This window comes from Brevibacterium sp. LS14 (assembly GCF_012027885.1).
GTDB classification, from domain to species: domain Bacteria; phylum Actinomycetota; class Actinomycetes; order Actinomycetales; family Brevibacteriaceae; genus Brevibacterium; species Brevibacterium casei.
This window is the reverse complement of record NZ_SJXG01000051.1, coordinates 1-22,353: the sequence shown is the minus strand read 5'-3', so window position 1 is coordinate 22,353 and position 22,353 is coordinate 1. Positions and strand designations below refer to the sequence as shown.

Sequence of the window (22,353 nt, the reverse complement as noted above, 5' to 3'; positions counted from 1 at the left end):
GATCAGCGCGCTGGGATCCTGAAGTCATGCGACCCGTCCACCAGCTCCTCGCGCTCCTCGTCGTCGTCCTCTGGGGCGTCAACTTCGTCTTCATCGACTTCGGACTCCGCGAGTGGCCGCCCCTGCTCCTCGTCGCCGCGCGGTTCACCATGGTCGTCATCCCGGCGATCCTCTTCGTGCGCTTTCCCCGCGGCAGCCTCGGGCGCATCCTCCTCATCGGCGTCTTCATGTCCGCCGGGCAGTTCGGCCTCCTCTACACCTCGCTCTTCCTCGGCCTGCCGGTGGGCCTGTCCTCGATCATCCTGCAGATCCAGGCTGCCTTCACCGTCGTCGTCGCCGCCCTCGCGCTGCGCGAGACCCCGACCCGCCGACAGGTCGTCGGCATCCTCATCGGCCTCACCGGGCTCGCGGTCATCGGGCTCAGCCTCGAGGCCTCGACACCCGTCGCCGCCTTCGTCGTCTGCCTCGCCGCTGCCCTGTCGTGGGCGATCGGCAATGTCATCGCCCGCGGGGTCAAGCCGGGGATCAACGGACTGCAGATGACCGTGTGGTCGGGTCTCGTCGTCCCCGGGCCGATGCTCGGGCTCTCCCTCCTCATCGACGGGCCCGCCGAGGTGGCCCGCGCCGTCCTGCACCCGACCTGGGGTGTGCTCGCATCCGTCGTCTACACCGCTGGCGTCGCCTCGCTCATCGGGTATGTCATCTGGAACTCCCTGCTCGCGCGCTTCCCCGCCTCGCAGGTCGCCCCGTTCACACTCCTCGTCCCGCCCGTGGGAGTCGGTGCAGCGTGGCTCGTCCTCGGGGATCGGCCCACGGTGCCCGAGCTCATCGGCGGCGGCCTCCTCATCCTCGGAGTCGCCGTGACCACGGGGGCGCTGCGGACGGTCGCGCGGGGCATCGGGCGTGTGGTCCTGCGCCGAGGCGGGAGACCCCGCCGAGGCGAGCGGCCGCGGCGTCGCACGGTCGTGGCCCGCGAGCACCCTGAGACCGCAGGTGCCGGCGCCGAGAGTGAACTCGGAGCAGCGGCCTCAGGACGGAATGGGCAGGAGATCGCGCGGTGAATCTGACCAGAGTGACCTCGACTCGGGCGGACCTGGACGGCCGCACCCGGGAATGGGTCACTCCGGTCGGGGTCGTCCGGGAGGTGAATGACGATCGCCGAGGTGGAGGAACCACCTCGGCGATCGTCGTTGTCAGCGGTGCGAGCCTGCGCTCACGCCCCTGACCGGGACGGTGTGCACGACTGCGAGCCTGCGCTCACTTGCGGGAGAGGTAGGGCTCCCAGTTGCCGGTGAGCAGGTACTCGACCTTCTGCGAGACGGAGACGGCGTGGTCGCCGAAGCGCTCGTAGTAGCGGGAGAGGAGCGTGACGTCGGCGATGTGGCGCGGCGCGAGGTCCTCCGCGGGAGCGTCGGCGAGCTTCGCGAAGACGGAGAGGTGGAGCTCGTCGAGCTCCTCGTCGATCGCGTTGATCGTCGGCACCATCGACAGTCCCGGATTCGACAGGAGGTTGACGGTCGCCTCGGCGATCTTCTCCGCCGCATCGCCCATGCGTGCGAAGGTGCCGGAGAAGTGCTGCGGGATCGCGGACTCGGGGTAGCGGATGCGGACCTGCTGGGCGATGTGGCGGGCGAGGTCGCCCATCCGCTCGAGTGAGGCGCTCATCCGCAGGGCACCGATGACGGCGCGCAGATCGGCGGCGACGGGGGCCTGCAGGGCGAGGATCTCCGCGGCCTGCTGATCGAGAGTGTGCTGCATGGCGTCGATGTCCGCGTCGGCCTCGATGACCCGTTCGGCGAGATCGAGATCGTTGTTCTGCACGGCCTGGTTGGCCAGGCGGATGGAGTCGAGGACCTTGGTGGACATGTCGACGAGCTGGGTGGCCAGTTCGTCGAGCTCATTCCTGAAGACTTCGCGCATTGAGTGCGTTTCCTTAATCTCGTGCGAGGTGAGAGTGCGTGGCGCAGTTCTCGTCGATCGGCCGTGCCCGCGGCCCGGGCGGAATCGCCGCGTGCTCGGGGATCCGGGCAGGCACACTGACCCCAGCTTTCCAGCGCCGTGTGAACGAGACTTGTCGGTTCGGTGAATTCCTCGCCAAAAGGCCTGTCAGCGAGTGAATCCGGTGCGACCGCCGAGCAGACTGCGCCTAAGCTTGGTCACGTGGATCTCTTGATTGTAGCGGTCCTGACCGGCATCGTCGGCCTGGGACTCGGCATAGCGGGCATACTCGCGTTCCGTTTCAGCGAACGCTCCCGCGATGCTGCCGATCTGCATTCCGAAGACGATCTGCCCGAGGGCATCGCCGAGGTGCTCGCCGTCCTCCCGTCCGCTGCGATCGTCCTCGACGCCGGTGACGACGTCGTCAAAGCCTCACCCGCCGCCTACACGTTCGGCCTGGTCAGAGGTCATTCCCTGTCGTCGCCGGAGATGCTCGAGGTCGTCGAACGGGTGCGCGCACGCGGGCTCATCGAGGAGATCGACCTCGAGCAGAAGCGCGAGCTCTCCGACTCGGTCCTCCGCTACCTCCACGCGCGCATCGCTCCGCTGGGCACCGCGTTCATCCTCGTCCTCTGCGACGACCAGACCGAGTCCAAACGCGTCGACGCCGTGCGCCGGGACTTCGTCGCCAACGTCTCCCATGAGCTCAAGACCCCGATCGGGGCGATGGCCCTCCTCGCCGAGGCGGTCACCGACTTCTCCGACGACCCGGCCGCCGTCGAGCGCTTCGGCGGACGCATGCAGCGGGAGTCGAAGCGCCTGACCCAGCTCGTCCAGGAGATCATCGACCTCTCCCGGGTCCAGGACCATGCGGCTCCGTCGACGACGGAGAAGATCTCCGCCGCCGAGGTGGTCGAGGATGCCGCCGACCGTGCCCACACCCGAGCCGAGGCGAAGCGGATCCACATCGAGGTCGCCCCACCGTCGTCCCTCCTCGTCGAGGGCAACTACGAACTCCTCGTCAACGCGGTGCGCAACCTCATCGACAACGCGATCAACTACTCTCCCGACGGCACGCGCGTGGGCGTCGGGGTCGAGCTCGTCGACGAGCGCGTCGAGATCTCGGTGACCGATCAGGGCATCGGCCTTTCCCGGCAGGACACGGAGCGGGTCTTCGAGCGCTTCTACCGCGTCGACCCCGCCCGCTCCCGGATCACCGGCGGCACCGGCCTGGGCCTGAGCATCGTCAAGCACATCGTCGCCACCCACGGCGGTGAGGTGCGCGTGTGGAGCCGACTCGGGAAGGGCTCGACGTTCACGATCGTCCTCCCGCTCGCCGGGACGCAGACCGTCGCCGAGGCGACCTCGTCCGCGCCGGCGGGAGTCCTCCTCGAACACTCCGCGCAGGCCGGGGACGACTCCGGGACTGCGGACGACCGGGTCGACGCTGACCCGGCGGCAGCCTCGGCGCATGACAACGCCGAGGGCGCGGAGGAGAATGGGACTGCCCAGGTTTTGCCCACTGGAAGCGAACAAAGGAAGCTCACGACGTGACTCGAATTCTGCTTGTTGAGGACGAGGATTCGTTCTCGGATCCGCTGTCGTACCTGCTCGGCAAGGAGGGGTACGAGGTGACTGTTGCCGATGACGGACTCAAGGCTCTCGCGGAGTTCGATCGCAATGGTGCCGACCTGGTGCTCCTCGACCTCATGCTCCCCGGTGCCTCGGGCACCGAGGTGTGCCGTGAGCTGCGCGCGAAGTCGAATGTGCCGATCATCATGCTCACCGCCAAGGATTCGGAGATCGACAAGGTTGTGGGGCTTGAGCTCGGCGCCGACGACTATGTGACGAAGCCGTACTCCTCGCGCGAGCTCCTTGCCCGGGTCCGGGCGGTGCTGCGCCGCAACGTCGAGGCCGAGAGCTTCGACGAGTCGATCCTCGAAGCCGGCGGGGTCCGGATCGACGTTGAACGCCACGTCGTGTCCGTGCGCGGCGAAGAGCTGTCGATGCCGCTCAAGGAGTTCGAGCTCCTCGAGATCCTCGTCCGCAACTCCGGGCGCGTGATGACCCGCGGTCAGCTCATCGACCGGATCTGGGGCGAGGACTACGTCGGGGACACGAAGACCCTCGACGTCCACGTCAAGCGCCTGCGCGCGAAGGTCGAGGAGAACCCCTCGGAGCCGCAGCTGCTCACGACCGTCCGCGGACTCGGGTACAAGTTCGAGGCCTGAGGGCAGACAGCGAAGGGGCCGCTCACCATGTGGTGAGCGGCCCCTTCGCTGTGCGCGCGTCAGCCGTCGGCGGACGCGGTGCCCTCTGCAGGAGCGGTGCTCTCGGTGGTCGCGCCCTCGGTGCTCGTGCTTCCCGTGGAAGTCTCCTCGCCGGCGCTGCTGCCGGTGGGCTCGTCGGTCGGCATGTCCGACGGCGACGGCGTCGGGACGTACTCCTCGTAGTAGGGGAGCACATCGGAGAGGACCTGGGTCTGGATCGTCTTCTCCTGGCCGCCGGTGGCCACGGTGATGTCGACGAGGTCGCCGGGCTTGGCCTGAAGGCTGTCGACGATGACCGGTTCGTCCGTCGACGACGCCGGGCTCTTCGGATCCTGGACGAAGGTCTCGCCGGCCGGGACGGTCTCGGTGATGGTCTTCCCGGAGACCTCGACGGAGACCTCGGCAGGAGCATCGCCCTTGTTGACGAGCGTGAAGAACAGCTGGGCCGGGCCCTTGCCGCTCTCATCCATGATGAGCAGGAGACCGCGCACCTCGACGTCGCCGACCGTTCCCCAGGCTCCGTCGCCGCCGTTGTACTGGTACTCGGCGGTCTGGTGAGGCGACAGCAGGCTGGCGCACCCGCTGACCGGGAGGACGAGCGCGATTGCGGCAACTGCGAGAGCCGCGCGGTTGTGCCGTTTCATTGTGCTCCTTGAAGTGGCAATACAAGATCCGTCTGTATACTACCCGGTTTTTGACCTTCCGTAGAACCGGCTGGGAGATCCCGGAGAGGAGGATCACTTGTCGGACGAGCACGCTGCGGACAGTGGGCAAAAAGGCTGAGCTTAGCACGGAGAATCGGCTGCCTGGGCGATTTCTGTGGCGCGCCTCATGGTAAACTGGGATTCCGCGAAAGGGGTTTGAAGAGAATATGAGTTTCCAGGTCGGCGACACTGTTGTCTATCCACATCACGGTGCAGCGACAATCCAAGAAATCAGGCAACGAACCATCAAGGGTGAGGAGAAACTGTATCTCAAGCTCCAGGTCGCGCACGGCGATCTCGTGATCGAGGTCCCCGCTGAGAACTGCGACCTCGTGGGTGTCCGCGACGTCGTCGGAGAAGAGGGTGTCGAGAAGGTCTTCACCGTCCTCCGCGCGGAATTCGTCGAAGAGCCGACCAACTGGTCCCGCCGGTACAAGGCGAACCTCGAGAAGCTCCAGTCCGGTGACGTCATCAAGGTCGCCGAGGTCGTCCGTGACCTCTGGCGCCGTGAGCAGGACCGCGGACTCTCCACCGGTGAGAAGCGCATGCTGTCCAAGGCGCGGCAGATCCTCGTCTCCGAGCTCGCCCTCGCCGAGAAGAAAGAGGAGTCCGAAGCCGAAGCCCTCCTCGACGAAGTGCTCGCGTCCTGAGCACCTGCGTCATCGTCCCGGCCGCAGGGTCGGGAACGCGCTTGGGTCATCCCGAACCGAAGGCTTTCGTCTCCGTGGACGGGCGCACGCTGCTCGCCCACAGTCTTGAGGCCATCATCTCCTCGGGAGTCGCCACCACCATCGTGGTCGCGGCTCCCGAGGAGTTTCTGCTTCTCGCCCGCGCCGAGATCGACGAGGTCCGCGGGCGGCTTGATGCGGACGACGCGGCGGACAGCGCAGCCGACGTCGAGATCGTCGCCGTCGTCGGCGGTGCCGACCGCGTCGAGTCCGTCGACGCCGGACTGCGTGCCGCCGGTGAGCACGACGTCGTCCTCGTCCACGACGCCGCCCGGGCGCTCACCCCGCCTGATGTCTTCCGTCGGGTTGCCGATGCGGTGTCCTCCGGCGCCGAGGCGGTCGTCCCCGTCCTGCCCATGATCGACACCGTCCGGCGGGCGGAGGCGGTCCACGGTGCCCCCGCAGACGCCGACTTCGAGGTCCTGCGCGGTGACCTCGACCGGGGGAGTCTGCGGCGGGTCCAGACGCCGCAGGGGTTCGCCGCCGAGATCCTCCGCAGGGCCCACGATGCCTACCGTGAGGAGGTGCGCATTCAGGGTGCGGACGCTCGTGAGGCCACCGACGATGCGGGGCTCGTCGAGCGCCTCGGCGTCGATGTCGTGGCCGTCGCCGGTGATGAGGAGTCCCTGAAGATCACCTACCCCCTCGACCTCGTCCTCGCCGAGCACATCGCCCGCACACGCGGCCGCTGAACCACTACCCTGGCAGTAGACGACAGCTGTCCGGACAGGGCTCCGTCGTCGAATCAGACCAAGCGAAGACGAAGGGTGAGGCGATGACCATTCCGCGCACGGGGATCGGCGTCGATGTCCACGCGTTCTCCGACGACCCGTCACGCGAGCTCTGGGTCGCTGGACTGCTCTGGCCCGGCGAACGAGGCCTCGAGGGGCACTCGGATTCCGACGTCGCCGCGCACGCGTGCTGCGATGCGCTCTTCTCGGCGGCGGGGATCGGGGATCTCGGGGAGCATTTCGGCGTCGACCGTCCGGAGTTCGCCGGGGCGTCCGGGGTCAGACTCCTCACCGAGGCGGGCCGACTCGTCCGCGAAGCCGGATTCGCGATCGGCAACATCTCCGTCCAGGTCATCGGAAACCGGCCGAAGATCGGCACCCGCCGGGCCGAGGCGCAGGAGGCGCTGTCGCGGGCCGTCGGTGCGGAGGTGTCCGTGTCGGGGACGACGACCGACGGGCTCGGGCTGACCGGTCGCGGCGACGGGGTCGCGGCGATCGCGAATGCGCTGGTTCACCGGCCATGAGGATCCTCTTCCAGGGCGCCGGGGCGATCGGTATCGCCGGTGCCGCGCTGTTCGGCGACCGGCATGAGACCGTCGTCGTCACGCGCACGCCGCTGGAACGACCGCAGGCGGTGTACCCGCTGCGCGTCGGATGGTTCGACGAACTCGCCCACGATGGCGCGTCGGGAGTCGACGCTGCCCTAGACGCCGCATCGACGCGACGGGTGACGATCACCGATTGGGCCGGCATCGAGGAGGCCGGAGGGTTCCGGCTCAAGCCCGGGAGCGACGAAGGCAGTGAGACTGCGGCAGCCGACGGCACAGGGGTCTCCATCACAGAGGCGCGACGGCACTGGCAGCGCGGCAGGAGCCGCAACGCCCGTGACCGGCGCGTCCAGGACTCGTGGGATCTCGTCGTGCTCACGACGCGGCCGGGCGACCTCGATGAGGATGTCGCCGCGGCGGTGCGAGCGGTCGCTCCTCGGTGGGTGGCGATCACGAGCCAGGTCGACGGCGACCTCGAAGTTGCCCGGTCACTCTTCCCCGGCGCCGAGGTCGTCGTCTTCGGTCCCGCATTCCTCTCCGAACGCACGACCTCGCACACCGTGCGGTTCTGGACGCCGCTGGGCGCAACGGCCTTCTTCGTCGCCGGCCCGGCCGAGCCCGTGCGTCGTCTCACCCGTGCGCTCGGGTCACTCGTCCTCCCGGTGCCGCTCGAGGCGCTGCTCGTGCCGCCCGCGGTCTTCACGCCCTTCTTCGCCGAACTGAGCATCGACGGCGGGGAATGGGATGAGCTCCTCACTCATCTCCGTCGTCCGAGCGACGCCGCCGCCGAGGCGGTCCGCGCGGTCACCGGTGTGCCGGTGCCGATTCTGCCCGCCGTGGCGCGGGCCGTCCTCGAGCTCGCCGAGCGGGTGTCGCCGATTCCGATGCGCGAGTACGCCGGACGGCACTTCGCCCGGCACGAGAGGCAGACGCTTGCGATGCTCGACGGCTGGATCGCACGGGCCCCGGAGCATGCGGCGCTGACTGAGATCGCGGACGGTCTGCGAGCGAAACTCGCCTACTGAGCGTACGCGTCGGCCCCCGCCCCGCGCGGATTGCGCGGGACAGGGGCCGGCAGGGACCACCTCGGCGGGTCACACCTCGGCGACGATCCCCTTCGCCTTCTGACGGCGGGTGACGGCCATGCCGATGAAGTAGAGCGCGACGGAGAAGATCAGGGTGCCGATGATCTGGAAGCGCACGGATTCGACGGTGAGGCCGAGGATGATGATGGCGGCGATGCCGGCGAGCGTGAGGTAGGTCAGGCCGGGGAACAGCCACATCTTCAGCGGCAGGGGAGTGCCGGCGGCCTCGGCGCGGCGGCGGAGGATGAGCTGAGAGACCAGGGTGACGACCCAGGTGACGATGAGCGTCGAGCCGACGATGTTGAGGAGGACTCCGAGCACCTCGGCGGCCCAGAAGTAGTTGAGTGCCACGGCGATGAAGCCGAAGACCGAGGTCGCGAGGACGGCGGCCACGGGCACGCCGCGTCGGTTCGTCGTGCCGAGGCCGGCAGGGAGCATCGAGCGGCGCGACATCGAGAACGCCATGCGGGAGGCGCCGTAGATGTTCGCGTTCATCGACGAGAGCAGGGCGATGACGATGACGCCGGCGAGCAGGGAGGCGATGAACGGCAGGCCGGCGGTTTCGAGGACGGCGACGAACGGCGATTCGGCCAGGCGCGGGTCGGTCCAGTCGAGGACGAGGACGATGATCGCCACCGAGCCGATGTAGAGGAAGAGGATGCGCCAGACGATCGTCTTGATCGCCTTGCTCACCGAGCGGCTGGGGTCGGAGGTCTCAGCGGCGGCGACGGCGACGATCTCGATGCCGCCGAAGGCGAAGGCGACGACGAGGAGGCCGGCGGCGACGCCGGGGATGCCGGTCGGCATGAAGCCGTCGGTGAAGATCTCCGCGGGCGGGGTCGCCGGGGTCCAGCCGGCGAGGTACGCGACGCCGAGGATGACGAAGAGGGCGACGAAGGCGACCTTGATGAGCGAGAACCAGAACTCGAATTCACCGAAGCTGCCCGAGGTCGTGAGGTTGATCGCGGTGAAGACGATCATGATGATGAGCGCGAGCACCCACTGGGGGACCGAAGGGATGTAGCTCGCGGCGATCTGCGCGGCTGCGGTCGCCTCGGCGGCGACGACGAGGCACAGCTGCACCCACCACAGGGCACCGACCGCGAAGGCCGCGGCCGGTCCCATCGCCTTGCCGGCGTAGTGGGAGAACGCGCCGGGGTTGGGGTCTGCGGCGACGAGTTCGCCGAGCGCCCGCATGACGAAGATGACGATGAGACCGGCGACGACATAGGAGATGAGCACGGCCGGCCCGGCGGCCTGCACTCCGGCACCCGATCCGACGAAGAGTCCGGCGCCGATCGCTGAGCCGAGGCTCATCATCACGAGGTGGCGCGGCTTCATCCCGGCCTTGAGGCCGGAGCCGTCGGGAGTGGGCTGGGGGCTGGCGTTCGCGGAGTCGGCGGTCACTGGCGACTGCGATGTTCGTGGTTCAGGCACCAGAGCAGTCTAACGCCCATGGGGTGACCTCGATCTCAGGAGGTGGTCGGTTCAACATGAGGATGGGATGGTCGTCCCGTCAGTACCCGTCCTTCGCGGATATTCGTCCTGTCGACCCCCGCCGAGGCGGCAGTTCGTCCACGGTCGACCGGAGGTGGGATGGCCCGGTCGACGGTGGGGCCAGATCGGCTTGGTTCAGCCGGCGGGGCTCAGTCGTCCTGGAGGTAGACGAGCCCATTGCCGTCGGGGTCGGTGAACGAGAACATCGGCGGCACCCCGGGCCACCGCAGCACCTCGTCGTTGTGGATCGTCACGTCGGCGGCCGAGATCCGCTCGTGGGCCTCCTCGGCGTCCGAGGTCTCGAGTCGGATGGCAACGGGGATCTCACTGCCCTTGGGGATGAGGACGATCGCGACGTCCGATCCGGGCGGGGCCACCTCGACGATGCGGTTGCCGGGCATCGGCTCGCCGTCGTAGCTGACCGAGCACCCGAGGACCTCGGTGTAGAAGCGGGTTGCCTCGTCGAGGTCGCTGACGGGGACGGAGACGCTGATGATTCTGTTCGTCTTGGCCATAGGTTCAGTGTGCGCGTATCGGTGTCGGGTGTACAGGGGTGTGCGCCCATCGGTCGACGGCACCGACCGCACCGACCGCACCGACCGCACCGACCGCGAAGCGCCGCGACGCCGGGTCTCCGTGGAAGGCCCTGCGGTCGTTGCGCTACGTATAGGGGACGAGTTTCTGCGCGGCCCATTTCTTAACGATCGGGTAGATCGCTGCCGAGATCCATGATCCCGTCTGGCGTGCCGGTGCCAGGCTCACCAGGGCAGCACTCACCGGTCGGCACCATTCCCGCCCGTCACGCCGACTTCGCCGGACGTCTTCTTCCACTGGGCCGACTGTTCTTCCAACTCCGTGACATACCAATCCATGCTCCGGCGATCAGCGGGCTTCACTCCGGAGAGGAGCTCGGCAGCCTGAGAACCCGTGACCGGTTGGTAGACGGCTTCATGATCGAAGTCGAAGTCGATCTCACGACCACCGTTGCGGTGCCACAGTCCGGTGTTGGCGGAGTACACGTAGCAGTAGCCTTCGGCGTCGCGGGCCATGAGCCCGTAGCCTGTGCTCTCGGAGCTTGCCTTGATCATGTAGAGCTGCATCGTTGCCACCACCTTTCGCTCTCATCGTCTCACCGACGTCACCGAGTGTGTAGGTTGTCATCACTTGATTTCACGAGGTGCACGCATCGGTGTCGGGTGTACAGGGGGGTGTGTGCCCATCGGTGGCTCGCCGCAACGGCGAAACGCCGCGACGCCGGGTCTCCGGCATCGCGGCGCTCTTCGTGCACCTGCGCTCAGCGGCACTCGGAACGAATGTCAGTGCCCGCGCTTGATCCACTCCTCGAGGCTCGGCTTCTCCGCCTCGATCGATGTCGAGTCGCCGTGGCCGGTGAGGACGACGGTGGGATCGGGCAGGGTGAAGAGTCGGTCCCTGATCGATTCGATGATCGTCTCGAAGCTCGAGTGCGAACGACCCGTCGCACCGGGGCCGCCGTTGAAGAGCGTGTCCCCGGAGAAGAGTACAGGACCGACCGCTTGGCCGGCACCCGCCGAGGCGGGGACGGGCGATGGCGCCCACGGCAGGTAACGGCGGATCATCCCCGCGAACGCGGGGAGCACAAGGTACTCGGGGCGCTCTGAGCGCGCCACTCGGGATCATCCCCACGTACTCGGGAGCACACTTGCTGAACAGGAAGAATAACTTGGCTAACGGAGATACTGCATGACTATCAACGTCGGCGGCTACGCGACGCCATACTCCATCCCTGCCGTAGACCACCTTCGTCAGAATCGGACAGCTTCACACCTTTTCGGCGAAGCTCAGTTTGCTGTGGATCCGGCCTGGTGATCAAGCTGATGCCGTCGAAGTCGCTGACTTTCCACGTGTCTCCGTGTGTGAGGAACTCAAGGCCTTGTTCATTATTGGCACGCCAAACTATCGTTGCTCGTCCCGTGCCGACACCTTCGACAACTCTCTGCCACACACGCTCACGCACCCGTTTCGATAGGCGGCCCACGAAGGTCCCGGGAGAAACTTCCAACAGCCACCGCGTGAGTTCGCCGCGGAGACCTGGCGGACAGGCTGCGACCACAATGACGATCATCAGGATTCCGTATCGAAGTTGGTCCCGCCGGCGACTAGTCCGTTCGGATCCCAAAGGTGGACGACATTGTCGTCGAACCCCAACGAATCCAACGCATCGTCAACCTCGGCGGAGTCAAACAGAAGTCTTGTTACATCGTCGACGATCCTGTCGATGATCCGGTATTTGTGGACACTGTCCCGGACTCGAAAACGAACAGCGGAACCGATGTCTGGAGGCGTTTCTGCGGCGACATCGAAGGCGATGGGTATCGTAAGATCCGCCTTGTATAGATCCGCGATGTCGTAGACAAAAGCACGTTCATGTCCATGGTGGACGAACCCGAGGCCTAAAGACGCTCCGAGTGCGGCCAAGACAGCATGCGTGATCCCATAGAGACACACGTGCGAGGCACTCAGAGCTCTGTTTATGTCGTCCGAGGAATCGAAATCGTCGAAGTCGAACTCTCGCCTCCGCCAAGCCACCCCAGTACGTGTGGATTCGTCTTTGTATATGCGACGAACGCGTGCACCCTCGCGCCCCCGGAGCTGTTGCATAGTAAGCGTGGAAACGTCCTCGTCAGGAAACCGAAGAGCGTACATCTTACGAGCAACGGCGACGCGGGATCTGACGTTCGACACCAGTTCTGCCTGCCTGGTCAAATAGCGAGTGCTGGATGCCAACGACCGACCGTGCGCATAGTAGCGAATACCCTGCTCACCGACCCAGATAGTGGAAACGCCGCATTCGCCGAGCAGACTCATGCCCTGATGAGTGATCCGAGTGCCGGGCCCGACCATGATGCAGGCAAGGCCTGCCCCCGGAACATAAGTGGTTCCCTCATCGGTTCGGATCGTCAGAGCATTGCGGTCGCGAGCGATCGTTGCCTTCTCGACGTAGAGAAAGGACAACCGATCTCGGATCCGAGTCAGTTCGTAACGCTCGAGCGGCACTGATCCATGCATTGTCCGAGCTCCTCAGCTGGTTTCTGCTCGCGATGGCAACTGGACACCGCCGAGGTCGCCCACGGGAGCGAGGGTAAGGAGCCCGCATCCGTAGGCCTTCGCAGATCCGATGCCGTTGATCAGGGCGCTTCTCAGCAATTGCGGATCAGTTACCCTGAGCACTCCGTCAAACCGAGCTTTCCGAATTGTCACCGAGTTGTCCTTCTTTCTGAACTTCATCAAACGCCTTTCACCGACCCGGAAGCTGACCGGATAGTCTTCGTCCGCTGTCATGTCGTCGGAGCCCGGTTGTGCAACACCGACGTCGAAGGCGACACCCAACTTCCCCGCACGCTTCGCCAACCAGCCCTCCTGCTGAGCCACCGTCACGTGCGCGAAGCGTTTACCGCGTTCGTGCTCACTTCTCCTGACGCTGTGGACAGGATTGGCGGTCAAACGGAACTCCCAGATCTGATCCGCTTCAAGCCCATCCAAAAGGGGCGAGTAGTCAGCGACTGCCCAGCTGGGCTGAGTTGGCCAGCCTGCTTGCTCCTCGATATGTGTAAAGTCGGGCGGTGATTCGCTGACTATGTAGAGGAGCGGGTTCGGTGATCCTTCGTCGATGCGCCAGAGTTTTCGCGACGTGGACTTTTCCGGCCCGACGGAGCTGGACGGAAACGAAGCTTCAACGGCGGCATGCATTTTCTGCGGCGATGCAAGGAGGTGCTTGGCGCCTCGGCGAGCTGCGTTGAGTTCACATCTGCTGAGGAACATGGGCACCTCCTAGATAACCCATGGGATCATGGGCAGTCGACCGTCCTCCTGACGCGCCGGGCCCGTGCCTAGTCAAAGAGTCGGCCAGTTCAGGGTTGGGGCGCCTGGCCCAGTACTCGACGACCGGGCGAGAGCCGAACAGGCGTCGATTCGGATCGAAGGAGATCGGGACATCTTCGAAAACGTCTGTCGATTCCTCGTCAGGTTCGGTGTCTCGCACCACCCGAAGGGTCACCTCGGGGCTGGACGTGGAGCGCATCACCATTTTGCTTGCTTTCCACGGCGTCGTCGCGAGAACCTCTGGCATCGTCTGGGCATGAACTCCGAGACTGAGCTCTCCCGCCGGAGGAAATGCACGTCGACCGAGGTACAGCGGGAACTTCGGAGCATACAGAGCACTTTCGATTCCGCTGAGCAACTCTTCAGACCCCTCCACAGCCGCCAGGAAGATCGCATCGCTGAGGTAGTACCGATAGGACAGCGGTGCTGTTACCCCGACGCGACTTGCGGTCTGAAAATCGCGGAGAAGTCGCCCAGGCTGTTCGACACGTACCCCCATGCGAAGTCCTGCGAGATCCTCGACCGGATCCGTGCGGCGTCGACCCACCGCCGCCGCGAGCAGACCCACGATGCCGCTTTTCGTCGGCTGCAGTTCGGTCGTTCGCCTGGTGAAACGGCCTTTCATCCCCCACGACTGCATTGGGCCGGCCAGCCGCAGGAGCAGAGTGCTCACTTATCCGCCTTAGAAGAAACGGCGACGGCATCCGTTGCGGCAGACACTGCCGCTTGGGAAGCCTCATCGACCGATGCTCGCGTCGCAAGCTCGTCCAACCGTTCAGTCTTCGACCCGACCCCGGAAGTCCAGTATCCGACCGCAGGAGTGTACGTGGTGTCAATATCAGTTGCGTAGCCGACCAATCCGTTTACAGCTGCCCGCACGAAGCCGTCTTCCCGCACGAGAGGATCTTCGAAGGCTTCGGCGAAGCTGATCGGACGATCCGACCGCACGGAGTAGATGACTGCGGCCGGCACAGTCGAGTTGCCGAACGTATTCATCTTGCCAGTCGGCATCGAGAGCACGAAAGCACGGGCGAACGCCAGCAGTGCCTCTCGAGCGGCATCCTTCGAGCCGAGGTTCTGCTCGAGTTGGTCCACGTTCACAGTGGCGTAGCGATAGAGAGTCGAGGAGTTGAATTCGACCGTGCCGAGCATTCCGGCACCCGCATCGCGCTCAGGGTCGTTGACTTTGTAGTCATCGACAGCAGTGTAGAAGTCCGCTTCCGGCTCGACTGCGTGTACCGACAAGGCGTGTGCCACCTGAGCGGACGCATCCACGCCGAGGTCGGTGAGGTCGGCGATCATGCGGCCGAACAAGGCGATGTCGATGGAGTTGTCGGCTTTGAGGATCGGAGCATACGACTTCTTGTCGAACTTCGTCTTGCCCTCTCGATGATCGTTGACGGCCTGTTCTGCCGCTTTGGTGATCTGTTGATCGCTGAAGAAGACGAGGTACGCAGATTCGGTCCGGGTATCATCGTCGTCCTCGGAGTCCTTTGACTTCTTCTTTGGCTTCTCGAGTTTGATTCCGACCGCGTTGAGCACACGTTCGGCGATGCCCTCGGCTTCGGATTCGAGACTGCCGTCGACTTCCTTGATCTTTGCGGCGATCTTCTCAATTATCCGCTGTGTTCGCACACCGAGCTTCGATTCGTCGACGAAAGACTTGAAGGCTTCGCGAGTTGCCCGCTTCCATGCCTGTGATGACACTCGTGCTCGCCGGACACCGCCGTAGACTGCGGACTTGGGTGCGCCGGTTTCGTCGCGATTGACGTTGCTCGGGGGGACGGACTGGATGACGTGGATGTCGAGGAATGTTGTGGCCATGATGGCTCCTTAGTTGAGTGGTTGGAATTCAGTCAGACGATGTTGATTCGGTTGGTTCTGATTCCTGCGCCTCGGACTGCACGTTGTTGAAGAACGTGCGACTCCAGGCTCTTTGCACTGTGATCCGACTGCTGGGGAACTGCCAGAAGTAGAGATCGTCAGCGAGTTTCCCGAAATCGAGGCCGATTCCGCGGCGCTTGAGCAGACTGATGACGCTGCGCAGCTGCCATCGCAGTCCGGTCATGGTTTGAGCTTGAGCAAGTCGCGACAGACGTTCCCATACCTTGCCCTTGTCCATCGGCTCATCCGGGTGGTTGCCGAGAATGCGGGCTGCTGTGCCGAGCGACCGATCGCTGACGTGCATTGGTTCGCTCTTGGCCTGCTGCATTGTTGCGTAAGCAGTCATCGCCAAGTGAATGGCTGTTTCCTCAAAATTTGCTGATTCCGTTTGCGACGTCCCTGATCTCAGCATGCTCGGCGCGTAGTCGCGCTCTGGAAGAAGATACTCACTGATTCCCCATGCGGCGGCCGGGTCGCCGGTGGTCGTGGCACGCAGCTGCGCCAGAACTGCTCGTGCATCGGGTCCGCCTTCGAGGTACCGCTTCTGCAGGCTCTGCACCTTAGGCGTGACGAACGAACTCGGCAGTACGTGACGTGATGATGTGGTTGTCGTATCGGCTTCAGTGGGTGACATCGGTCTTCTCCTTGTAGGCAAGAGGCAGCGTTTTGCGAAGCCCTCGTTGAAAGTGGCCCAATGCGAGGTCGGTGGTGATCCATGTGCCGTGCTCGGCATCGATGATCCGTCCGAAATAGGACCGAGTGCCCGCTTCTGCTGCCAGTCGTGCTGCTAGGTCCGTTGCATCACGACGAAGCGTTTCCTGCCAGATTCGTCGGGCGCGGTGCCACTCACTGTCGGCTTTCATTGTGTCGAGCCACTGGACGAAGAGGCGACCGAATCGCACATAGGCCTCCTCGCGTGCTTCGGCGCGAAGCCCCTCGGCTGGGTCCACTCCTCGGGCGTTGGCAAGGTTCACGGCGAGCGTTCCCACATACCATGCGACAGTGTCGGCATCGTCGACGGCGTGGATCACCGTCTGTGCGGAATCGATTGCGTCTTCTTCGAGGAGGAATGGCGGGACCTGGAGCGAATCGCTGACCAGATCGCTGTACGTTGCCGACATGTTGCCGTATTCCACCCCGTACAGCTCGATGTTCGGCATGAGCTCCGGGGGCAGGACCGAGTGCTTGTGCAGTTCGCCGACCCACCGAAGCACACCCGGTTCTCGGAAGCGGGGTTGGTCGTCGGTTCTGTTCTGCGCTCGGGTCGGCAACCAAGCAGTGAGGCTGCGCCACACTGACTTGGTGGGGTCGACCATTCCCGGCATGAAGACAGTCGTTCCGAACTTTGACGACTGCGGTTTGCTGTACCGCCATGTCATCATCGGATCGAGTGAATCGCGGTTCTGTTCGCTGAGGGGATCACCGTAGGAGAGCACGATGCCGACAACGTCGTCGCCGTCGAAGACGAGTCGCATTCGGCGTGCTTGCCAGGTATACACCTGGATGAATCCTCGAGGTTGAGCAGGGTCGGCGAACTCAGTGAGCGAGCCCGGGTGCGGTCGCTCCCAAGGGGGAAGGTCGTCACGTCCGCTGACCACGAAGCGACCATCTGCACCAACGAAGTTGAGCCTGAGTGTCTCGCCGAGGTTGATTCCGCTGGCGATGAGGATCTCGCCTTTTCCACCCCACCCGGTCCCCAACGGGTAGACTTTGCCGCCTTTGGCACGGGGGTCACGTCGATCCGGCGTCTTGATTCCGGATGGATCGTAGGCTTGCGCATGAATCACCCAGCGCGCCGCTTCAGCAGCGGACATACGCTTCAGGCTGTTCGGTCCGCGCTGTGTGAACGCCTGCACGTTCGCGGGAAAGTCGGCAACCACCGCTTCGAGCCCTTTGACCTCGCCCGTAGCAGGTCCGAGATCGGCGACTTGGAAGAACGGATGCTCGGGGTGGCACAACCAGAAGCGGTCACGGTGTTCAGACAGGTACGCGCTCACTGCTTCTTTCACGTGAGTCCAGTCGTCGCATTTCGCGAGCCAGTCGCTGGGACTCGTCGGCAGACCAAGTGCTCGAGACATGACGGCGACGAGAATGCGAAACGTCGCCGGGCGCATGGTCGGCAACTCGCCCTGAACCTGCCGGATCGTTTCGGCTGACTCGAACGCGCCCTTCAAGGAGACGGTGGATTCACTCCCGTCGACATTGAGTACGGGAATCCAGGGATCGTCGACGAGGTTGAAGTACGGTTCGGCCGGAGTGCTCACCTCCTCGGGCGCTGACGGTGACTTGGTTTGCGTGCTCATTGCGGGTTCCCTCTCTCTTGTTCGTTCTTGGAGTTTCGACGAGTGTGAATTGGTACTCGACCTCCCTGGGTGTAGCATCGACGGGCCTATCTGGCCGCAAGATACGCGGCGAGGCCGTCCTCGACGTCGTAGTCGACCGTCCAATTTCCGATCTGACTTCGGTAGACAGTCAGGTGGGAGTCGTCACCACCCGCTTCGGTGGCCTCGCCAGACTGGGTCACAGTTCGTGGGGCGAGCGGCAGTACGAGCTGGCCCCGGAGCAAAGGCGAACGCTGCCAACTTGCCACTCCCAGTTTTTCAAGTTCGGTGATGACTGCGTCTCCTTCGGCTCCACGTGACATCGCGAACGGAAGTCGGACGGATGAGTTGGCGACCGCCTCGGCGATATAGCGGGGTACCTCTCTGTCCGTAGGGATCGGCACTCCGCCTGTCCGCGGCAGCCAGTCGAGGGTCCGCCATCCGGTTCCGTCTGTAAGGACGAGGAGGACCTCGATCGATTCGGAACCGTCTCGCACGCTGCCTCGTTCTCGATTGTGGGGGTCAATGTCCTCAGGGTCGCCGTCGTTGTCGTTGAGCCAGTCGTCGAGACCATGGACATTGACCTCGGGCTCGGTTGCCCACCTGTTGGCAAGGTCACGGGATTCCGCGTGCTTTCGTTCGGCAGCGACGCGGGCCTTGTGCATTGCCGGTTGCCAGTTCTCGGGTCCCAACTCCGTGTCGCTGTAGACGGCGTGGACGAGTGGTGCAACATCATCTGGCGACATCACAGTACCGTCAGGGCATTGTGACCTTAGTGCCGCCAAAGATCGGAGGAGGAGGTGTTTGCCATAGACATACTCGGAGTCAGTGACGAATTTAGGCAGTGTTGTTGCGGTCGGCTCGTTGGATTGGTCGGTGTCGATGCCAGTGATGAAGCATTGTGGGCGGAACAGAGGTTCGGGCCGGGTGCGGTCAGTGTGACGATGAACGCGGCCGAGGCGTTGAATGAGGAGATCGATGGGGCACATGTCGGTGAACATGGCATCGAAGTCGATGTCCAAGCTCTGCTCGAGAACTTGGCTAGCTACGACGATGGAGAAGGTGGGTCGGGTCGGGCTGTCCTTTCCGTATGCTTCGAGGAGCTCGCGGTCCTTGGTGGCTCGGTCTGAGGCCGCGAATCTGGAGTGAGCGACGATAACATTGTCGTGGCCGAACTCGTTGCGAAGGAGTGCAGCGGTTTCCTGAACGCGGCCGACGGAATTGCGGATCACGGCGAAGCAGCCACCTTCGCGGCTGAGGGTGCGCAGAGTGGCGACGAGGGTCGCGTTATCGTCGGCGATTTCCTGCACATCAACGGACCGCGAGCTGCGACGAGCGATGGGTGCAACAGTTGCTGTCGTGGCGGTAGCCACAGTGAGCGCCGGGTACACAACAGAGGCTGCAAGTGCCTGATCGCTCGTGTCGAGTGTGGCTTCGGAGTCGTGGGCACAGTGATTTTCGGCGGCTGGCGAGGATTCATAGGGGATACCTGCGTTTCGTGTGGCTTGACACGAGAGTCCTCTCCGATACGCCCTGATGAGTTCGCGTTTCTGGTCAGGGGGCAGAGTAGCGGTGAGCACGATGACGGGGACCCCCCACCGTCCGAGCCAGACGAGCGCTTTGGTGAGAAAGAATCGCATGGTGGAATCTGCCGCGTGAACCTCGTCGAGGATGACAACTTTGTCGGCCAGGCCACTGTGTCGAAGCATGAGGTGTCGTGCTCTCATCGCGACCATTAGCAATTGATCGACAGTGCCGATGACGAAGTCGGAGAGCAGCCTCTTCTTGCGTCCGCTCAGCCAAGAATGGGTGCCTGGTTTGAGCCGCGTGGAAGTTCCGACCCTTCGACCCGCGTCGTCTCCTTCGTCTGTGACTCGAGAGTCATCAGGCAGGCCCGGACCGATCTGAATGCCGACTACATCAGACGCTGATGAGTTTCTGCCCGTGTACTCATCGGCAATGGCGGAAGTGCCGGCGTCGTCTAGTCGGCTAACCCTGCGCCAGTCCTTATTGAGGGTAGCTTTGCTGTGCGTGAGACTCAGCGACACCCCGGCTGCCACACCGCCAGTATTGAGGCTCCTGACCCAAGGGGCGAAACGAGCAAACATTCCGTTGGAGGTTGCTTGAGTCGGCAACCCGAAGAAAACCCCCGTCGCTCCCGTTGATTGTGCCAAGTTTACAGCTGCCATCAGGGCGGCTTCAGTCTTCCCTGACCCTGTCTCGTCCTCGACGATGGCCAGAGCAGGTTCTTCTAGTCCTGCGGTTGCGTCAAACGCCGCGCGTTGCCCAGGAGTGGGTTTGGCATTGGATGGGAGCATGAACATCGAGTGCAGCGCCTCGTCAACTGTGTCAGGTGGGTGGGGCACCCAGAGTGAAGGCAGACGGAGTTGTTCCCATGCGCTGGAGGCCCTCACAGTCGACGGTTCGCTTGCCCCAATGTCCTCGTCCGGGTGGAGCAGAGGGAAGATGGTGTCGTCGGAGGCGATCCAGTCTGCTTCGATGACGATGCTGGCGAGCAGGCTGAGGACTCCCCGATCGAGTCGAGAGGATTCATCTCTCCAGAAGTCGTCATCGAAGCAGACTCCGCTTTCTTCCACGAGAGCCAGGACAATGTCACGCTGCACCTGCGGCCAGGCTGAATCTGCGTGACCGAGCATGTCGGTCTGTTTCGACGAGACGATGTGGCGAGTCGCGAGCGTTCCGTTGGCTGTCATTCCGTGATGTGCACCAAGAATGCTCGAGAACTGATGAATGATAGGAGAGAGTTGATGCTGGGGCTTCGACTTGGTTCTCCGGAACGCCGTTGCGGAAGGGCGAGGGGAAGCAAACGTGAACAGGTTGAATCGATCGCCAAGTACTCTGCCGACGATGATTTCTGAAGCCAGCGAGTGTGGGAATTCGGATTGGCTTGCGATCTCCTGTCCAGCGTTGATATTGAGCGCTGACGACCCGTCTGCGGCTAGAAGCGCGGATGTATCGTAGAGTCGCTGGGCTCGACCAAGCGATTGTGCCTGGAAATTCGGGCCAGCTTTGCCGACGTCGTGCAAAGCTCCTAGGAGCCAGATCAATCCTTCTAGATCGAACTCTGGAGGAAAAGCGGATTTCAGGACCGCTAGATGCTGAGGGGACTTTCGGTGGCGAAACAGTAGTCTCGCAATCTCTGCTGTGTCGCGAAGGTGGACTGGTAGAGGCAGCCATCCGATAGATTCATTGGACTCGCGGTCATTGAGCGTTTTCGCCCAGAGAAGGTCAGCGAGTGGGATGCGTGGGGAGTATGACACGGGGAGGCTCCACTACACGATTCGCGTTTTGGCGATGCGTTTTAAACGACCGCGGGGCACCGGCGAACGGCTGTTGTGGTGTTGACCTTGATGAACCATGAGCTCTTTGGGCTCCTAGAGCTGTCGATACTATTTGTTGACGGGTTCTCCAGTCAGCCTGTTTGACGCTGTCGGTTTCGGTGCGGGACGACATCACAAATCAAGCCTCGTTTGACTCGCGAGAGCAGATGTTAACCACCAGTATTGTCCGGCGGCTTGTTGATGACAGAACAGATAACGGTAAGCGTCTGCATCGAAGGACTATGAGAATAGTCGCACTGGGCCGGACCGAAGTCAAGGAAGTGCTGGCAAGACTACTCCTGAATGTTGACCATTCACGTAGACTGCGGTTCGTACGACAATTCCTGTAGCGGAGGTGCAGGGCGATGTCAAGGCGTCGAAGCAACATGGGGCTCGCCGGCGAGCAGTCGAGCGAATGCCTCGGTGGGCGTGAGATAGCCCAGTCGGCGGCGGGGTCGATTGTTGATCTCCTCGGCGATGGTGGTGAGGTAGGGCTGGTGATCGGGGATCACCGTGCCCTTGGGCAGATACTCCCGGTAGAGCCGGTTCGTGTTCTCGTTGCTGGGCCTCTGCCAGGGCGAGTGGGGATCGGCGAAGTAGACCGGCATCGCCGTGGCCAGGGAGACCTTCGCGTGCTGGGCCATCTCGCTGCCCTGGTCCCACGCCAACGATGCCTTCATCATCTCGGGCAGGTCGTTGAAAAACTCGATGACCGCGTCAGCGGTTGGCTCGGCGTGTTTCGAGGGCAGGGCCAGCAGCCCGGTGAACCCGCTCATCCGCTCCACCAGCGTCGCCGCGCACGAGGTGCCGTTCTTCCCGATGATCAGGTCACCCTCCCAGTGCCCCGGCACCCGACGCTGGGCGGCGTCCTCACCTCGCTCCGCGATCGGGACCATACCTACGATTGGGCCACCGCGCGTCCGCCCGGTCGTACGTGGTCGGCGCTTGGTCCGCTTGGACTGCAGGAAGATGCCCTTGCGGGCGAGCTCACCCTTCGGGATTGCGTAGATGTACTGGTAGATAGCCTCACCGGAGACGGTTCGGCCGCGTGCGTCAGGAGAGTTCGCCATGCGTTCAACGGTCGGGTCTGTCGCCTCCAGACGCAACCGGCCCGCTATCTCGTTCGGCGTCCAGGACGCGGCCAGGTCGGCGTCCACCCTCGCCTGCAGCACCGGATCCCCCGCGACCTTCCGCTGCTGCGGGCGAGCTCGCCGACGCTGCGCTCTGACGTCTGCGGTCACGGCCTGGTAGCCGCGGGTCTTCGTCGAGTTCCGGTGAAGCTCCCGCGAGATCACCGACGGGCAACGCCCCAGGTGACGGGCGATCCTCCGCACCGACCAGCCCGCTTTCGAGGCCGCCGAGATCTCCGACCTGTCGCTGAACGACAACCCCACCCGCGCCATCTGCACACTCCACCGATCAGACCCCCGCCGACCGGGAGTGTT

General features: G+C 63.9%; 22 protein-coding genes. 7 read left to right on the top strand and 15 right to left on the bottom strand.

Annotated elements, in window-relative coordinates:
* The first annotated feature begins 26 nt into the window (after positions 1–26).
* Positions 27–1,061 (top strand): EamA family transporter, encoded by a 1,035-nt coding sequence (locus tag EZE58_RS10730; protein WP_167560546.1) that lies wholly within the window; start codon positions 27–29, stop codon positions 1,059–1,061.
* A gap of 196 nt (positions 1,062–1,257) precedes the next feature.
* Here the strand turns inward: EZE58_RS10730 and phoU are convergent, their stop codons facing one another.
* A complete protein-coding gene (phoU, locus tag EZE58_RS10725; RefSeq protein ID WP_009380492.1) occupies positions 1,258–1,920 on the bottom strand; it encodes a phosphate signaling complex protein PhoU in 663 nt (220 codons plus the stop codon).
* Between the two features lie 240 nt (positions 1,921–2,160).
* On the opposite strand from phoU, the gene EZE58_RS10720 reads away from it, so the two are divergent.
* Positions 2,161–3,492 carry an ATP-binding protein gene (locus tag EZE58_RS10720; protein ID WP_051995626.1) on the top strand — a complete coding sequence of 444 codons (1,332 nt, stop codon included), beginning with the start codon at positions 2,161–2,163 and terminating at the stop codon, positions 3,490–3,492.
* Positions 3,489–4,169, top strand: coding sequence for a response regulator transcription factor (locus tag EZE58_RS10715; RefSeq protein ID WP_009380494.1), 681 nt, complete (start codon positions 3,489–3,491; stop codon positions 4,167–4,169). Before EZE58_RS10720 ends, EZE58_RS10715 begins: the two co-directional genes overlap by 4 nt.
* A gap of 59 nt (positions 4,170–4,228) precedes the next feature.
* Here EZE58_RS10715 and EZE58_RS10710 read toward each other — a convergent pair whose 3' ends face one another.
* Positions 4,229–4,852 (bottom strand): hypothetical protein, encoded by a 624-nt coding sequence (locus EZE58_RS10710; RefSeq protein WP_101623537.1) that lies wholly within the window; start codon positions 4,850–4,852, stop codon positions 4,229–4,231.
* A 227-nt stretch (positions 4,853–5,079) separates the two neighbouring features.
* Here EZE58_RS10710 and EZE58_RS10705 point away from each other — a divergent pair, with 227 nt between their 5' ends.
* From EZE58_RS10705 to EZE58_RS10690, 4 genes are all read left to right on the top strand, one after another.
* Entirely contained in the window at positions 5,080–5,562 is a 483-nt protein-coding gene (locus EZE58_RS10705) for a CarD family transcriptional regulator (protein ID WP_009380496.1), read from the top strand.
* Positions 5,559–6,332: a 2-C-methyl-D-erythritol 4-phosphate cytidylyltransferase gene (locus EZE58_RS10700; RefSeq protein ID WP_167560590.1), complete on the top strand. Its 774-nt coding sequence runs from the start codon at positions 5,559–5,561 to the stop codon at positions 6,330–6,332. Before EZE58_RS10705 ends, EZE58_RS10700 begins: the two co-directional genes overlap by 4 nt.
* Before the next feature lie 83 nt (positions 6,333–6,415).
* A complete protein-coding gene (gene ispF, locus EZE58_RS10695) occupies positions 6,416–6,895 on the top strand; it encodes a 2-C-methyl-D-erythritol 2,4-cyclodiphosphate synthase (RefSeq protein WP_101623538.1) in 480 nt (159 codons plus the stop codon).
* Positions 6,892–7,944, top strand: coding sequence for a hypothetical protein (locus EZE58_RS10690; RefSeq protein ID WP_167560545.1), 1,053 nt, complete (start codon positions 6,892–6,894; stop codon positions 7,942–7,944). The genes ispF and EZE58_RS10690 overlap by 4 nt, the downstream gene beginning before the upstream one ends.
* Before the next feature lie 69 nt (positions 7,945–8,013).
* Here the strand turns inward: EZE58_RS10690 and EZE58_RS10685 are convergent, their stop codons facing one another.
* The 13 genes from EZE58_RS10685 to EZE58_RS10625 all read right to left on the bottom strand — a co-directional run.
* A complete protein-coding gene (locus tag EZE58_RS10685) occupies positions 8,014–9,441 on the bottom strand; it encodes an amino acid permease (RefSeq protein ID WP_231882228.1) in 1,428 nt (475 codons plus the stop codon).
* A 209-nt stretch (positions 9,442–9,650) separates the two neighbouring features.
* Entirely contained in the window at positions 9,651–10,016 is a 366-nt protein-coding gene (locus tag EZE58_RS10680) for a VOC family protein (RefSeq protein WP_063250057.1), read from the bottom strand.
* Between the two features lie 258 nt (positions 10,017–10,274).
* Positions 10,275–10,601 carry a hypothetical protein gene (locus tag EZE58_RS10675; RefSeq protein ID WP_144589122.1) on the bottom strand — a complete coding sequence of 109 codons (327 nt, stop codon included), beginning with the start codon at positions 10,599–10,601 and terminating at the stop codon, positions 10,275–10,277.
* A gap of 216 nt (positions 10,602–10,817) precedes the next feature.
* Positions 10,818–11,099: an MBL fold metallo-hydrolase gene (locus tag EZE58_RS10670; RefSeq protein WP_346773183.1), complete on the bottom strand. Its 282-nt coding sequence runs from the start codon at positions 11,097–11,099 to the stop codon at positions 10,818–10,820.
* 131 nt (positions 11,100–11,230) lie between these two features.
* Positions 11,231–11,605, bottom strand: a complete 375-nt coding sequence (gene cas2e, locus EZE58_RS10665) for a type I-E CRISPR-associated endoribonuclease Cas2e (protein ID WP_144589124.1) — start codon at positions 11,603–11,605, stop codon at positions 11,231–11,233.
* Positions 11,605–12,537 carry a type I-E CRISPR-associated endonuclease Cas1e gene (gene cas1e, locus EZE58_RS10660; protein WP_259864761.1) on the bottom strand — a complete coding sequence of 311 codons (933 nt, stop codon included), beginning with the start codon at positions 12,535–12,537 and terminating at the stop codon, positions 11,605–11,607. The genes cas2e and cas1e overlap by 1 nt, the downstream gene beginning before the upstream one ends.
* 24 nt (positions 12,538–12,561) lie before the next feature.
* Complete coding sequence (gene cas6e, locus EZE58_RS10655) at positions 12,562–13,302, bottom strand: type I-E CRISPR-associated protein Cas6/Cse3/CasE (RefSeq protein WP_144589128.1); 741 nt, start codon at positions 13,300–13,302, stop codon at positions 12,562–12,564.
* Positions 13,283–14,035 carry a type I-E CRISPR-associated protein Cas5/CasD gene (gene cas5e, locus EZE58_RS10650; RefSeq protein WP_144589130.1) on the bottom strand — a complete coding sequence of 251 codons (753 nt, stop codon included), beginning with the start codon at positions 14,033–14,035 and terminating at the stop codon, positions 13,283–13,285. The genes cas6e and cas5e overlap by 20 nt, the downstream gene beginning before the upstream one ends.
* Positions 14,032–15,186, bottom strand: coding sequence for a type I-E CRISPR-associated protein Cas7/Cse4/CasC (gene cas7e, locus EZE58_RS10645; RefSeq protein ID WP_144589132.1), 1,155 nt, complete (start codon positions 15,184–15,186; stop codon positions 14,032–14,034). Before cas7e ends, cas5e begins: the two co-directional genes overlap by 4 nt.
* A 28-nt stretch (positions 15,187–15,214) precedes the next feature.
* Positions 15,215–15,880, bottom strand: a complete 666-nt coding sequence (gene casB, locus EZE58_RS10640; protein ID WP_167560544.1) for a type I-E CRISPR-associated protein Cse2/CasB — start codon at positions 15,878–15,880, stop codon at positions 15,215–15,217.
* Positions 15,867–17,549, bottom strand: coding sequence for a type I-E CRISPR-associated protein Cse1/CasA (casA, locus tag EZE58_RS10635; RefSeq protein WP_167560542.1), 1,683 nt, complete (start codon positions 17,547–17,549; stop codon positions 15,867–15,869). Before casA ends, casB begins: the two co-directional genes overlap by 14 nt.
* Before the next feature lie 86 nt (positions 17,550–17,635).
* Positions 17,636–20,848, bottom strand: coding sequence for a CRISPR-associated helicase Cas3' (gene cas3 / locus EZE58_RS10630; protein ID WP_167560540.1), 3,213 nt, complete (start codon positions 20,846–20,848; stop codon positions 17,636–17,638).
* A gap of 428 nt (positions 20,849–21,276) precedes the next feature.
* Positions 21,277–22,353 (bottom strand): IS30 family transposase (locus EZE58_RS10625; RefSeq protein WP_240941127.1); only part of this gene is annotated, 1,077 nt, incomplete at its 5' end.